Below are 14736 nucleotides of genomic sequence, written 5' to 3'. Positions count from 1 at the left end.
TGACGTTAGTCTCGCAATCTGGGGAAACTGATGGGATGTAAAAAACACCTGTGGCTGGACTATCAAAGATTATCCTTCAAAGACTGTTGCTTGGGATCGCAACCCTCTTCGCCGTTTCGATTATCATCTTTATCGCGGTCAACGCGTTACCAGGTGATTTCGCACAATCCATTCTAGGTCAGGGTGCTACACCCGAAGCGGTCGCCGCCATTCGCGACCAGCTTGGTCTCAACGCGAGCCCCGTGACCCGCTATCTCAAATGGCTGGGAGGCGCTCTTCAAGGTGATCTGGGTGTCCCCATGTCACAAGCGTTGTTTCAGTCCTTTGCTGGCGCTAGCACCGGTGGTGACGTTATCACCGTGTTTGACCAGATCGTACCGCGCCTGAAGAACACATTGTTTCTGGCCGGAGTGAGCGCTGCAATCGCCGTACCGCTGGCCGTTACATTGGGCATTCTGACCGCTTTGTACCGCAACACAGCCTTCGACAAAGCAATGAACGTCACCACACTTTCAGCTATCTCCAGCCCCGAGTTCTTCCTCGCATATGTGTTGATCTTGTTTCTTGCGGTGCTGAATCCGGTATTCCCATCGCTGTCGAATATCTTTCCTGGCATGGAGTTCAGCGACCGGCTGAACAAAACCATGCTGCCCGCTTTGACACTGACGTTAGCAGTTACCGCGCAAATGATGCGGATGACGCGTGCGGCGATCATCAACTTGCTGGCCTCACCCTATATTGAGATGGCGCGCCTGAAGGGCTTGTCGCCGATGCGGGTCATTGTGAAGCACGCGCTACCAAATGCACTGGCGCCGATCATCACCGTTATTGCGTTGAACTTGGCCTATCTCGTCACCGGCGTGGTCGTGGTTGAGGTTGTCTTCGTTTATCCCGGTATCGGTCAGCTGTTCGTGGATAGCGTCAAAATTCGTGACATCCCTGTTGTGCAGGCCTGCTGCCTGATCTTCGCGGCGGTCTACATCTTGCTCAATCTGACGGCGGATATCTTATCCATTGTCTCCAACCCACGTCTGAGGCATCCAAAATGAACGCTCTTATTTGGATTATTGGCGGCCTTATCGCCATGTTGGGTGCTGCGTGGGTGTTTCGCCTTGGCGCGCAAAAGGCAACGAACAACAAGCCGTATTTTCGGGACCTGCCTTTAGGCGTTGCTTTCGGGTATGTGTTTGCTGCGGTCGCGCTGACATTCAGCGTTTGGTATTTCTTCCAGCCACGGGCTGTTGAAGGTGTCCCACAAGCGGGCGTTATCTTTTTCCGCTGGGCTGTTATCGGCATTTTGGGTTTCGCGGCTGCATCTTGGGTCTTCCGCACGGTGTTTCGCACTATCGGGACAGAGGGCAGCAAGAAGCTGTTCCGCTCCATGCCGCTGACCGCAGCGTTCGGCATTATGATGATTATCATCTATGCCTTCGTTTCGATTTTTGCAGGCCTCATCGCCCCCTACGGCCAAGAAGAAATTCTGGGTGCGGCCAATGTGGTTGCCGGTGGTGATCCTGCATTGGGCGGCGACCCCGAGTTTCCATTGGGCACCGACCAAATTGGTCGCGATATCCTTAGCCGCCTGATCTATGGCGCACAAAACACAGTCGGCATCGCCTTTGTTACGACCTGTCTGGCGTTCTTGCTTGGTGGCACTTTGGGCTTCTTGGCCGCTGTTTTGGGAGGTTGGCTGGACCAACTTCTGTCGCGCATGGTGGATGCCTTGATGGCCATCCCGTCGCTGATCTTTTCGCTGCTGCTGATGACAATCGCCACCGCGTGGGCCGGCAGCGAAGCTTGGTTGGTCACTATTTACATGATTTTCATCATTGCCGTGATCGACAGCACCCGCGTGTTCCGCCTGTCGCGTGCCGTAGGGCAAAGCATCGTCGTCATGGACTACATCGAGGCCGCAAAGCTGCGTGGCGAAGGGTTGGGATATCTGATCTTCCGCGAAATTTTGCCAAACGCGCTTGCGCCTTTGCTGGCCGAATTCGGTTTGCGTTTCTGCTTCGTGTTCCTAACCATCGCGTCGCTCAGCTTCCTCGGTGTCGGAATTCAGCCACCAAAGGCTGACTGGGGCACCATGGTGCGCGACCTGTCACAGTTCATCAACTTCGCCTCCTTTGCGCCGAATGTTGCTGTTACTCCGTTGTTGGCCGCTGGTGCCATCGCCCTGCTGACTGTCGCCGTGAACTTCGTGGTCGACTGGATGCTACATAAATCGTCGGGGCTAAAAGAATGAGCGACCTGCTACTAAAAATTCGTGACCTGAAGATCGAAGGTCGGTCTGACGAAACATGGAACCCGATTATCAACGGCATCGACGTTGATTTGAAGAAGGGCGAAGTCCTTGGCATGATCGGCGAGTCCGGCGCGGGAAAATCCACCGTTGGCCTTGCGTCGATGGGCTATACCCGTGACGGCGTACGGATCAGCAACGGCTCTGTTGTGTTTGACGGGGTGGATCTTGTCACCGCCTCCGCTGCGGTAAAGCGGGACCTGCTGGGCAAACGGATCGCCTATGTTGCGCAATCCGCCGCCGCCAGCTTCAACCCTGCGCATAAGCTGATCGATCAGCATTCCGAAGGGCCAGTTCAGCATGGCGTATCCAGCAGAACTGACAGTGAACAAGACGGAATGGAGCTTTACCGCCGCCTGCGTCTTCCAAATCCGGACGAAATCGGGTTTCGCTACCCACACCAAGTCTCTGGCGGGCAGTTGCAACGTGCAATGACTGCGATGGCCATGGCGTGCCGCCCCGATCTTATTATCTTTGATGAGCCAACCACCGCATTGGATGTGACAACCCAGATCGAGGTGCTTGCCTCGATCCGCGATATTGTGGAGCAATTCGACACCGCCGCGATCTACATTACCCACGATCTGGCCGTGGTTGCGCAAATGGCGGACAAAATCAAAGTTCTGCTTAAGGGCGACGAAGTAGAGGAGGCGGACACCCGCACCATGCTGTCCTCCCCGAAAGAGGAATACACCAAGTCCTTATGGGCCGTTCGCAGCTTTGAACGCCCCGCCAAACCGGCGATCAACGTCAAAGCGACCCCTGTTGTTAGCATCCACAATGTGACTGCCGCCTATGGGACGGTCGACGTTTTACATGATGTAAGCTTTGACATTCATGCAGGCCGCACGGTGGCTGTCGTTGGCGAATCCGGCTCGGGGAAATCGACCACCGCCCGCTGTATTACCGGCCTGCTTCCGCCGCGTATTGGGCATATCGAGTTTGACGGTCAACAATTGCCGCTGGACTACAAGAAGCGCGACAAAAGCCAGCTTCGACAGGCCCAGATGATCTATCAAATGGCCGACACCGCCCTTAACCCGCGCAAAAGCATTGGCGAAACCATTGGGCGGCCCGTCGAGTTTTACATGGGTCTTACCGGCAAAGAGAAACGCAAACGCGTGGATGAATTGCTGGCCGAGATCGAACTGGAGCCAACCGAATACTTCCATCGCCTTCCATCCGAGCTTTCGGGTGGTCAGAAGCAACGCATCGGTATCGCGCGCGCCTTGGCGGCCGAACCAAAGTTTATCATTTGCGACGAGGTCACCTCGGCGCTGGACCAACTGGTGGCAGAGGGCATTTTGCGTTTGCTCGCCAAGCTGCAGGACGAATTGGGCCTTAGTTACATGTTCATCACGCATGACTTGGCGACCGTTCGCTCCATCGCGGATGAGGTTGTGGTCATGAAAGACGGCAGTGTGGTCGAACAGGGCCCCAAGCTGGATATGTTCCAGCCTCCGCATCACCCATATACCGACTTACTGCTAAGTTCTGTTCCAGAAATGGACCCTGACTGGCTCACAAATCTTCTACAGGAACGCGGAGTTGATAACATCGGCGACGCTGCTGTTGATAAGATGTAAAGCGAATCGCCCCATCAGAAGGGGCCGATATAACTGCGGCTGAACCGCTACTCACAAAAACCAACTGGGAGACCTCAATGTCACAAATTTCAAGACGTAGCCTGCTTAAGACGGGTGTTGCTGCTGGCGTACTATCCGCTACCGGCCTACCGCTTCGCGCGCAGGCCAAACAGGGCGGTAAGCTTCGCCTTGGTATTGCTGGCGCGAACACCTCTGATAGCTGGGATGGCCGTACGCACTCCGATAGCTTCATGATCATGTGCGCCCACGGTGCTGTATTTGACTGCCTGACCGAAGTTGGCGCAGACGGCCAACTGAAAGGTGAATTGGCTGAAAGCTGGGAAGCCTCCGCTGATGCGAAGACTTGGACATTCAAGTTGCGTCAGGGTGTAACCTTCCACAACGGCAAAGCATTTGGCGCGGACGACGTGATCGAATCCTTGGGCATGCACACTGCTGAAGGCGCGAAATCTGCTGCCAAACCGATCGTTTCTGCCATCTCCGAGATGAAGAAAATCAACGATCACGAAATCCAGATGACTTTGGCTGCGGGCAATGCTGACTTCCCGTTCCTGCTGTCGGACTATCACATCTTGATGTTCCCTGCGGGCCAAGTGGATGAAGCCATCGCCAAAGGCATCGGTACAGGATTGTACCAAGTCGAATCCTTCGATCCTGGCGTTCGTTTCGTCGGTAAGCGTTTTGCCAACCACTACAAAGGCGATTCCGCAGGCCACTTCGACGAAGTAGAAGTTATCGCGATCAACGACTCTTCCGCGCGTATGAACGCGTTGATGACCGGCCAAGTGGATGCCGTGAACCGTGTGGATGTGAAAACAGAAGCATTGCTCAAGGCTAACCCGATGGTCACCATCATGGAGGTGACTGGCAACCAGCACTTCACCTTCCCAATGCAAACAGGCTCCGCGCCATTTGATAACTTGAATGTTCGCAAGGCTCTGAAGTACGGCATCAACCGTGAAGAGCTGGTCGACAAGATCTTGCAAGGTCACGGCAAAGTCGCCAATGACCACCCAATCGGCCCAGCAAACCAGTATTACGCCGCCGATCTGGAGCAAAACTCCTATGATCCGGACAAATCCAAGTTCTACCTCAAGGAAGCTGGTCTCGACAGCTTGGACGTTGATCTGTCGGCTGCGAATGCCGCGTTTGCCGGTGCGGTGGATGCGTCACAACTGTATCAAGCATCTGCCAAAGCCGGTGGTATCAACATCAACGTGGTTCAAGAGCCAGACGATGGCTACTGGTCTAACGTTTGGTTGAAAAAATCTTGGTGTGCTTGCTACTGGTCTGGCCGCGCAACCGAAGATTGGATGTTCTCGACCGCCTATGAAACAGGTGTTCCGTGGAATGACACTGGCTGGGAAAATGCTCGCTTCCAAGAGCTGCTGTTGTCTGCCCGTGCGGAACTCGACAGCGCCAAGCGTAAAGAGCAATACACTGAAATGCAGAGCTTGATGTCCAAAGAGGGCGGCACAGTCATTCCAATGTATGCGAACTACGTTGACGCGCACTCTACGAAACTGGCGAGCTCCGGAACCATCGGGAACGTGTTCCAGATGGACAGCTCCCGCTTCATGGAGCGTTGGTGGTTCGCGTAAGCGACCCCACAAAAGAATAAAAAAACGCCCCGTCACTTTGGCGGGGCGTTTTTAATTGGTTAGGTTGCTGCGCGTTCCGCGTCACGCTTTTTCCACGTGCGGTTCATGACAACATACATAACGGCCACGCCACACAAGAATGCGCCGCCACCGACAGACGCCAAGGCGCCAAAGCTGATAAAGTCCATTTTCAAATCCTTCCAAATTGACTGTTTGAATGGTTAATTTGGGAATAGGGCAGATTTTGGACCCGTTTGCGGCCCTCAGTAGAACAACCGCAAACAAAACTTGCAGACTCGACCCTCTTGGCCTATATCCCCTCTTAACAGCGGCGCGCTGGCTTCCACCCCCAGCGCCCACCGGGAAACATCAACGGGCCGCGCGCCCGTTTTTTTGTGCCTCTAAGGAAGTTATGTCTGATCTGATCGCCAAAGCCGCCATCGACCGTCGTCTGGCCGAGATTGCCCAACCCGTCATCGAGGGGCTGGGGTATGAACTCGTGCGGATGCGCCTTCAGACTGGCAAAACCGATATCGTCCAAGTTATGGCCGAAAAGCCTGAAGGCGGCATTGAAGTTGATGACTGCGCCAAAATTTCGACGGCCCTGTCCGCGATCTTTGATGTCGAAGACCCCATTTCGGGTGAATATAATCTGGAGGTCTCTAGCCCTGGCATCGACCGCCCCCTGACGCGCCTGAAGGATTTTGGCATGTGGGACGGCTATGAGGCGAAGATCGAAACCGAAGAATTGATCGACGGCCGTCGCCGTTTCAAAGGCCAGCTTGCTGGCACCGAAGGCGACGAGGTTCTGATTACCATTGAAGAAGGCACCATTGGCCTGAAATTCGAATGGCTCACCGACGCAAAATTGGTTCTGACTGACGAGCTGATCCGCGACGTACTTAAAAACCGCAAAGACGCGGGCGAAATTGACGAAACCCAATTCGACGAAGTTCAACAAATCGTCGATGGTGAAGGAGACGACTAATGGCAATTACCTCAGCCAACCAACTCGAGCTGCTGCAAACCGCAGAAGCTGTGGCCCGCGAGAAAATGATCGACCCGGAACTGGTGGTCGAAGCGATGGAAGAATCCCTCGCCCGCGCGGCCAAGTCGCGTTACGGCGCTGAGTTGGACATTCGCGTCTCCATCGACCGGAAAACCGGCAAGGCAACATTTACCCGCGTGCGTACCGTGGTTGAAGACGACATGATCGAAAACGACCGCGCCGAGCTGAACGTCGAGGACGCCAAGGATTACCTTGACGATCCGGCAGTGGGCGACACCATCGTTGACGAAGTTCCGCCAGTAGAAATGGGCCGCATCGCCGCGCAATCCGCCAAGCAAGTTATCTTGCAGAAAGTGCGCGAAGCCGAGCGTGACCGTCAGTACGAAGAATTCAAAGACAAGGCCGGCACCATCATCAACGGTCAGGTCAAACGCGAAGAGTACGGCAATGTTATCGTCGACATCGGTCGTGGCGAAGCCATTCTGCGCCGCAACGAAAAGATCGGCCGCGAAAGCTACCGCCCGAACGACCGCATCCGCGTCTACATCAAAGATGTGCGCCGCGAAGTTCGTGGACCTCAGATCTTCCTGTCACGGACCGACCCGCAATTCATGGCGGAACTGTTCAAAATGGAAGTTCCAGAGATCTATGACGGCATCATCCAGATCAAAGCCGTTGCCCGCGACCCTGGTTCGCGCGCGAAGATCGCTGTGATTTCCAACGACGCCTCTATCGACCCCGTTGGGGCCTGTGTTGGTATGCGTGGCTCCCGTGTTCAGGCTGTCGTCAACGAGCTGCAAGGCGAGAAAATCGACATCATCCCTTGGAACGAAGACCAGCCAACATTCTTGGTGAACGCGCTTCAGCCTGCTGAAGTCTCCAAGGTTGTTCTGGACGAAGAAGCCGAGCGCATTGAAGTTGTTGTCCCAGAAGAGCAGCTGTCCTTGGCGATTGGTCGTCGCGGTCAAAACGTTCGCCTTGCGTCGCAACTGACTGGTCTTGATATCGACATCATGACTGAGGAAGAAGAATCCGCGCGTCGCCAAGCCGAGTTCGAAGTCCGCACCAAATTGTTCATGGAATCGTTGGATTTGGACGAGTTCTTTGCACAGCTTCTGGTGTCCGAAGGCTTCACCTCTTTGGAAGAAGTTGCTTATGTCGAAGTTGACGAATTGCTTGTCATCGACGGCGTCGACGGCGACACAGCTTCCGAATTGCAGGCCCGTGCCCGCGACTATCTGGAAGCCGCAGCCAAAAAGGCATTGGAAGCCGCCCGCGAACTGGGCGCGCAGGACAGCCTCATCGAATTTGACGGCCTGACGCCTCAAATGGTCGAAGCGCTCGCTAAGGATGACGTTAAAACGCTAGAAGATTTCGCGACCTGTGCTGACTGGGAACTGGCCGGTGGCTGGACAACAGTGAATGGCGAACGGTCCAAGGACGACGGCGTTTTGGAGCCCTTCGATGTGTCTCTGGAAGAGGCGCAGAACATGGTAATGACCGCTCGTATCCAGCTTGGCTGGGTTGATCCTGCTGATTTGGCATCCGAGGAAGATGACGCCGAAGAAGGTTCTGAAGACGCTACGGAGGCTGAGGCCTGATCTCAGGCCTCAGGGATCCCGGCATGAGCCGCGGCGGTCAAGAAAACGAGCAAGACGGCCCAAAGCGACGGTGTATCGCTACGGGAGAGCTGCGTGACCCAGCTTATATGATCCGTTTTGTGGTAGGGCCTGAAGGTCAGGCCGTACCAGACGTTCGCAACAAACTGCCCGGCCGTGGCATTTGGGTGAGCGCCGAAAAAGAAGCCTTGGAAAAGGCGATCAAGACGAAGGCTTTCTCTCGCTCCGCCAAGGAGCAAGTGACCGTGCCAGATGGTTTGTTCGAGCAGACCGAGAAGTTGCTGGCACGTCGTTTGGTTGATTTGATCTCGCTCGCGCGGAAGGCGGGGCAGGCGGTCACCGGTTACGAGAAGGTAAAGAGCTTGTTGGAGAACGAGTTCGCTACCCTCTTGGTACAAGCAAGTGATGGGTCGGAGCGGGGCAAATCAAAGCTTCACTCGCCTCCCGGAAAAGACGTTTTTATTGGCTGTTTGACCTCTCAGGAATTGGGTTTGGCATTCGGTCGGGAAAGTGTGATACATGGCGCCTTAACGGCAGGTGGCCTCAGCCGACAGATCAAGGTTGAGGGCATCAAGCTGAAAGGTGTCCGCGGACATAGCGGCGGAAAGAAATCCCGCCCGAAAGGAAAAGACGACGCATGAGCGATAGTGACGGTAAAAAACCCCTAGGCCTTTCTTCTGGCGCACGCCCCGGCAACGTGAAGCAAAGCTTCAGCCACGGGCGCACCAAGAATGTAGTGGTGGAAACCAAGCGTAAGCGCGTGGTTGTGCCCAAACCCGGTGGCGCGAAGCCTTCGATTACTGGATCCCCTTCGGTGGGCGATCCTTCCAAACGCCCTGCGGGCATCTCTGATGCGGAAATGGAACGCCGCATGAAGGCGCTTCAGGCCGCAAAGGAGCAAGAAGCAGCAGACGCGGAACGCCGTGCACGCGAAGAGGCCGAACAGCAGGAACGCCGCGAACGTCGCCGCGCCGAGGCTGAAGCCAAAGAGCGTCAGGAAAAAGAACGCGAAGACGCTTTGAAGGCCAAGGCCGAAGAAGAGGCACGCAAGAAACGCGAAGCTGAAGAAGCCAAAGCCCGCGCAGCAGCACCAGCGGCTGCCCCCGCAGCGGCGGCTGCTCCTGGCGAGCCTGCAGTTGCACCATCCGGCCCACGTGGCGGCGGCAAAGCTGCCCCGACACCTGCCCGCCGTGATCGTGACGATCGCGACAACAAAAACGCAAAGAACCGCAACGACGACGCCCGCCGCTCTGGCAAGTTGACGTTGAACCAAGCTTTGCGCGGCGGCGATGGCCGTCACAAATCCATGGCAGCCATGAAGCGCAAGCAAGAGCGTGCGCGTCAAAAGGCAATGGGTGGATCAGTTGAGCGCGAAAAGGTTGTTCGTGACGTTCAACTGCCAGAAGCCATCGTTGTTTCTGAGTTGGCAAACCGCATGTCGGAGCGCGTTGCAGATGTTGTGAAAGCTTTGATGACAAACGGCATCATGGCCACGCAGACACAAACAATTGACGCTGACACCGCTGAGCTGATCATCGAAGAGTTTGGCCACAAGGTCGTTCGCGTATCCGATGCGGATGTTGAAGACGTCATCACACAGATCGACGACGACGAAAAAGACCTGTCGCCACGCGCCCCAGTGATCACGATCATGGGCCACGTTGACCACGGTAAAACATCCCTGCTGGATGCGATCCGCAACGCTCGCGTTACTGCGGGTGAAGCTGGCGGTATCACCCAGCACATCGGTGCTTATCAGGTTGACCAAGATGGCAGCCTGCTGACGTTCCTTGATACTCCGGGTCACGCGGCGTTTACGTCGATGCGTGCCCGTGGTGCTCAGGTAACTGACATCGTTGTTCTGGTTGTGGCTGCTGACGACGCCGTTATGCCGCAAACCATTGAGGCTATTAACCACGCCCAAGCGGCGAAGGTGCCGATGATTGTTGCGATCAACAAGGTCGACAAACATGACGCCAACCCAGACAAAGTTCGCACCGATTTGCTTCAGCACGAAGTGATCGTTGAGAAAATGTCCGGTGACGTCCAAGACGTTGAAGTGTCTGCGACAACCGGCCAAGGTCTGGACCAATTGCTTGAGGCCATAGCGCTTCAGTCAGAAATTCTGGAACTCAAAGCCAACCCCGATCGCGCCGCCTCTGGTGCCGTGATCGAGGCGCAGCTTGATGTGGGTCGTGGCCCTGTTGCGACTGTTCTGGTTCAAAATGGTACACTTCGCCAAGGCGACATCTTCGTTGTGGGTGAGCAGTACGGTAAGGTTCGTGCGCTGATCAACGACCAAGGCGACCGCATCAAAGAAGCTGGCCCATCTGTTCCGGTCGAGGTTCTTGGCCTCAACGGTACGCCCGAAGCTGGTGACGTTTTGAACGTGGTGGATACTGAAGCTCAGGCTCGTGAAATCGCTGAATACCGCGAAAAGGCCGCCAAGGACAAACGCGCCGCCGCTGGTGCCGCAACAACCCTTGAGCAGCTGATGGCAAAAGCCAAAGACGACGAAAACCTGACCGAGATGCCAATCTTGGTGAAGGCCGACGTTCAAGGGTCTGCCGAAGCGATCGTTCAAGCGATGGAGAAAATCGGCAACGATGAAGTTCGCGTTCGTGTTCTTCACTCTGGCGTTGGTGCGATCACCGAAAGCGACATCGGCTTGGCCGAGGCTTCCGGCGCACCAGTGTTTGGCTTTAACGTTCGTGCCAACACACCGGCCCGCAACACCGCCAACCAAAAAGGCGTGGAGATCCGGTACTACTCGGTCATCTACGACCTTGTGGATGACGTGAAGCAAGCTGCCTCCGGTCTGCTGTCTGCCGAGATCAAAGAAAACTTCATCGGCTACGCCGAGATCAAAGAAGTCTTCAAGGTTACCGGCGTCGGCAAAGTTGCTGGTTGTATCGTGACCGAAGGGGTGGCCCGCCGCTCTGCTGGGGTCCGTTTGCTACGCGACAACGTTGTGATCCACGAAGGCACATTGAAAACCCTGAAGCGCTTCAAAGACGAAGTGCCAGAAGTTCAATCCGGCCAAGAGTGCGGCATGGCGTTTGAAGCCTACGACGACATTCGTGCGGCAGATGTCATCGAGATTTTCACCCGCGAAGAGGTCGAGCGCACGCTGGACTAAGCTTCACAACAAGAATTCAAACGGGCCTCGTACAGCAATGTCGGGGCCCTTTTTTGTGCGAACTAGAAGCTGACCAAAGCCACCTTTGAGTTCTTTTCAAACCGCTCGATCATCCATCTTGCCCGCGCACCTGATCTCAGCTTTCGTGCAGCTTCAAATTCGCGCCGCAGCGTTTCCTCGTGGTGCTGGGGAAACAGCACCTCTAGCTCTTCGCGCGCAGCGTCGGTCAAGATATTCATCGTCTCCGCGCCCAAAAACAAACTTTCTGCCGCGACGCCATTGGCATTCAGGACATGGTGTTCATCCAAAAGGACGTGAAAATAGTAAAACGCAGCCTTTGGTTTGTCTAAGGCAACACCAGAACACCCCAAAAGGTCCTTGGCTGGCACAAGAACTTCACTTTCACCGAACATACGCTGCGCTACCTTACCTCGCACCAGCAACCTATGCTGACGAGACACTCGTAAAGTCGATTGATCGGGATGTAGCGTTGCTGCGGCAATCCGAAGGGGTGCAAGGGTCTCATCGGCTCTCACCTCGGCGCGACTTACGTGGCGCGCAAATATCCAACGGATGGGTTGCAGGCCCGCATCACGGGTTTTGACCAAATCGCCTGCGCGCAGGGTTTCTATGGTTTGGAACCCGTTTTGTGTTTCAAGCAACGTACCGGACGCAAAGCAAACGTTTGATGATCCGGGGGTTGGGGTTGCGTCATTGGTAAATCCTGCCCCGCTGCGTTGGATTGAAAACCCGTCTTGATCATTGCCGAAGTCTTCCCCCGAGCCGACGCGTGTCGCTGTGCTCGAAAAGCCAGCGTAGTTTGGCCCCGTCGTCGGGTCATCCAACGTGTCGCCGTTATAGGTTGCTTGAATGAATTCGTCGTTTACGGGGTCATAGACCACTAGATTGTCGGCCCCGTTGTTGAACACCCCGCTTCCGAAATCGGCATCAAAGGCCAAGTTGTCGCCCGACACGCTGGGCAGGCTACCCCCTGACTGCACATTCCGCACAACAACGGCCACTGCGCCTGCCTCAAGAATGCTGCCAGGTGGAAAGGTAAACCAGTTGTCACGTCCGGCGTCCCACAGCTCCAGACCAGAGATGTCTATTGCACTCCCAGAGGTATTAATGAGCTCAAGAAATTCGTCAGCGCCGCGTGCGGCACCGCTACCATCCGTGTCAAAGTTGTTTGCGCCATTGGGGTCGACGAGGACCTCATTTATCGCAATGCCGCCCAGTAATAGATCGGGCATCTTCCTAGTCTCTGTATCTAGAGGTTTGAATGATCTGATTTTACCTTAAATTTGTAGAAAATTTACGGGGAAAGTCGGAAGGCGATGGGCCACACAGTACGCTTGCCCCCCTGTCTCCTCTTTGCGCCCCCGCTTAACCATGACTATATGTCCCCAACGAACACAGGAGAGCAGCATGTCTGACGACACATTCCCGGGCTGGCACGGCACCACCATCATCGGCGTCCGCAAAGGCGGCAAAGTCGTCATCGCAGGGGACGGGCAGGTTTCTGTCGGTCAAACCGTGATGAAGGGCACAGCACGCAAGGTACGGCGCCTATCACCGGGTGGGATGGACGTCGTTGCAGGTTTTGCAGGCTCCACCGCAGACGCCTTTACGTTGCTGGAGCGCCTAGAAAGCAAACTTGAGGCCGTTCCCGGTCAATTGGCGCGCGCAGCGGTGGAACTCGCAAAAGACTGGCGCACCGATAAATATCTGAAGAACCTAGAGGCCATGTTAATCGTCACCGACGGTACAGACTTGTTCGTGATCACCGGCGCAGGGGACGTCTTGGAGCCAGAACATGACGTCACCGCTATCGGATCCGGCGGGAACTTCGCATTGGCCGCAGGCCGCGCGTTGATGGGTACAGACAAAGACGCCGAAACCGTCGCACGAGAGGCGATGAAAATTGCCGCCGACATATGCGTATATACCAACGGCAACCTGACCGTGGAGACAATTGGTGGATAAGGGAGTATCGCGCGATGACCTTCGCGCAGCGGTGTCATCCGGTGTGTTGGACGAGACACAAGCCAGCAAGCTGATGATCCTGTCAGATCAAAGGCAGGGTTACCGCGCCAATATGATCGGCGATGATGAACCGTTCGAGCTGTTCAAAGGCTTTGCTGAAATTTTTGTTACTGTCGGTTTGGGGTTGCTAATGACAGGTCTATTGAGCCTGTCTGCATTACTGGGCGACGTTGCATTTGTACCGTTGGTGGCATTGGCGCTATCGTGGGCGCTTGCGCTTTATTTCACCAAAAGGCGGCGCATGTCGCTGCCCTCAATCGCGCTTAGCATCTCCTTTGCCCTTAGCCTCACAGCGGTAATCTATGCGGTGATTTATGACGACTTAAGCACCCCTGCGCCGCCCCAGAACGCCATGATCGTCGGCATCATTGGAATGGCGGGCATGGCGCTATACTACCGGTTTTTCAAATTGCCATTCGCGATGCTACTGTTGGGGTTATTTGGTATTTTGCTGATGACAGGTATTGTTGACGCCACAACGCCGTCACGAGCTACTGTCTTTAACAATCTCACCGACTTTTTTGATCTTAGGAATGAGCCCTCTTTGGCTGTAGGTACGTTGATCTTCGGGGTTATCGCCTTCATCGCCGCCCTACGCTTCGACCTTCAGGACCCGCACCGCGTTAGCCGCAAGTCCGCATCCGCGTTTTGGCTTCATATCCTTGCGGCACCTGCGTTGGTGAACACTTTGGTCATGTCAAACTACCAGATGGGCGGCACAATTGGCACCAGCCTTGCGATCGTCGTTCTAGCGCTGTTCACCTTGTTGGCCGTCATCATTGACCGCCGCAGCTTTTTGACCGCAGGCCTCGTTTACATGGGATTGCTTTTGGCATCTGCCATTCGTGAAACAGGGACCGATTGGGCCCCTGTCGTCACAATGCTGGTGCTTGGCCTGTTCGTGACCTCGCTAGGGGCGTTCTGGACGCAAGCCCGTGCATGGTTGCTGGGCTTGTTGCCGAACTTCCCCGGAAAACAACGCCTGCCGCCTTATGAGGACGGGCTGGCGGTGTCGGAGTAATTACAACTTGGCGACGCCCAACGGAACGTTGAACTTTTCACACCAGATCCAGACTTCATTGTAGTCGTCTGGGTTGATGCCTTTTGGCAATTTGTAAGTAGATGCGCCTTTGTTCGACTTCAGTGCGCCCATAAGTGTCTTGGGATCGAAGCCGTCCTTTCCCAGCGCAACTTTCGGATCTGGCGCGCCATCAAAGGTAAAATCGCCCAGCAGCTCTACCGTGCCGCCTTTGCCGGATTTTACCAGTTCTGCGCGACCGGTCGTTACGTGGTTGCTAGCGCCTTTGAATTTACCAATGCGGCCGTGACCACCCGCAAATGCAGGCATTGCAGCAACGGTCGAAACGGCAATTGCGCCGCGAAGAATTGAACGACGAGTAATCATGGGGTGCT

At 55.3% G+C, this 14736-nt stretch carries 13 protein-coding genes; 10 read left to right on the top strand and 3 right to left on the bottom strand.

From position 1 onward, the window contains the following. Positions 1 to 50 precede the first annotated feature (50 nt). The 4 genes from Q0746_RS09145 (at position 51) to Q0746_RS09130 (ending at position 5510) form a co-directional block, all read left to right on the top strand. On the top strand, positions 51 to 1049 hold the full coding sequence (locus tag Q0746_RS09145; protein ID WP_298259440.1) for an ABC transporter permease: 999 nt from the start codon (positions 51 to 53) through the stop codon (positions 1047 to 1049). After that, entirely contained in the window at positions 1046 to 2245 is a 1200-nt protein-coding gene (locus tag Q0746_RS09140; protein ID WP_298259438.1) for an ABC transporter permease, read from the top strand. The genes Q0746_RS09145 and Q0746_RS09140 overlap by 4 nt, the downstream gene beginning before the upstream one ends. Beyond that, positions 2242 to 3888 carry an ABC transporter ATP-binding protein gene (locus tag Q0746_RS09135; protein WP_298259436.1) on the top strand — a complete coding sequence of 549 codons (1647 nt, stop codon included), beginning with the start codon at positions 2242 to 2244 and terminating at the stop codon, positions 3886 to 3888. Before Q0746_RS09140 ends, Q0746_RS09135 begins: the two co-directional genes overlap by 4 nt. Positions 3889 to 3965: 77 nt before the next feature. After that, positions 3966 to 5510: an ABC transporter substrate-binding protein gene (locus Q0746_RS09130; protein ID WP_298259434.1), complete on the top strand. Its 1545-nt coding sequence runs from the start codon at positions 3966 to 3968 to the stop codon at positions 5508 to 5510. Positions 5511 to 5569: 59 nt separating this feature from the next. Here the strand turns inward: Q0746_RS09130 and Q0746_RS09125 are convergent, their stop codons facing one another. Beyond that, the gene (locus Q0746_RS09125) at positions 5570 to 5698 is read right to left on the bottom strand and encodes a hypothetical protein (protein ID WP_298259432.1); all 129 of its coding nucleotides are present in this window, start codon (positions 5696 to 5698) and stop codon (positions 5570 to 5572) included. Positions 5699 to 5922: 224 nt separating this feature from the next. Here Q0746_RS09125 and rimP point away from each other — a divergent pair, with 224 nt between their 5' ends. The 4 genes from rimP to infB are packed head-to-tail and all read left to right on the top strand — an operon-like array spanning position 5923 to position 11277. Next, positions 5923 to 6498 (top strand): ribosome maturation factor RimP, encoded by a 576-nt coding sequence (gene rimP / locus Q0746_RS09120; protein WP_298259431.1) that lies wholly within the window; start codon positions 5923 to 5925, stop codon positions 6496 to 6498. Continuing rightward, positions 6498 to 8120 carry a transcription termination factor NusA gene (nusA, locus tag Q0746_RS09115; RefSeq protein WP_298259429.1) on the top strand — a complete coding sequence of 541 codons (1623 nt, stop codon included), beginning with the start codon at positions 6498 to 6500 and terminating at the stop codon, positions 8118 to 8120. The genes rimP and nusA overlap by 1 nt, the downstream gene beginning before the upstream one ends. Positions 8121 to 8143: 23 nt before the next feature. Beyond that, positions 8144 to 8779 (top strand): RNA-binding protein, encoded by a 636-nt coding sequence (locus tag Q0746_RS09110; protein WP_298259427.1) that lies wholly within the window; start codon positions 8144 to 8146, stop codon positions 8777 to 8779. Then, complete coding sequence (infB, locus tag Q0746_RS09105) at positions 8776 to 11277, top strand: translation initiation factor IF-2 (RefSeq protein ID WP_298259425.1); 2502 nt, start codon at positions 8776 to 8778, stop codon at positions 11275 to 11277. The genes Q0746_RS09110 and infB overlap by 4 nt, the downstream gene beginning before the upstream one ends. A gap of 62 nt (positions 11278 to 11339) precedes the next feature. On the opposite strand, the gene Q0746_RS09100 is transcribed toward infB, so the two are convergent. Beyond that, positions 11340 to 12530, bottom strand: coding sequence for a Hint domain-containing protein (locus Q0746_RS09100; RefSeq protein WP_298259423.1), 1191 nt, complete (start codon positions 12528 to 12530; stop codon positions 11340 to 11342). 175 nt (positions 12531 to 12705) lie between these two features. On the opposite strand from Q0746_RS09100, the gene hslV reads away from it, so the two are divergent. After that, positions 12706 to 13263 (top strand): ATP-dependent protease subunit HslV, encoded by a 558-nt coding sequence (gene hslV / locus Q0746_RS09095; RefSeq protein ID WP_298259421.1) that lies wholly within the window; start codon positions 12706 to 12708, stop codon positions 13261 to 13263. Further along, the gene (locus Q0746_RS09090; RefSeq protein WP_298259419.1) at positions 13256 to 14344 is read left to right on the top strand and encodes a hypothetical protein; all 1089 of its coding nucleotides are present in this window, start codon (positions 13256 to 13258) and stop codon (positions 14342 to 14344) included. The genes hslV and Q0746_RS09090 overlap by 8 nt, the downstream gene beginning before the upstream one ends. Here Q0746_RS09090 and Q0746_RS09085 read toward each other — a convergent pair whose 3' ends face one another. Beyond that, positions 14345 to 14728 (bottom strand): DM13 domain-containing protein, encoded by a 384-nt coding sequence (locus Q0746_RS09085; RefSeq protein WP_298259417.1) that lies wholly within the window; start codon positions 14726 to 14728, stop codon positions 14345 to 14347. Positions 14729 to 14736: the final 8 nt, after the last annotated feature.

Source organism: uncultured Litoreibacter sp., assembly GCF_947487515.1.
Taxonomy (GTDB): domain Bacteria; phylum Pseudomonadota; class Alphaproteobacteria; order Rhodobacterales; family Rhodobacteraceae; genus Litoreibacter.
Note: the sequence above shows the minus strand (reverse complement) of the source record. Positions and strands in the feature narration are given on the sequence as shown.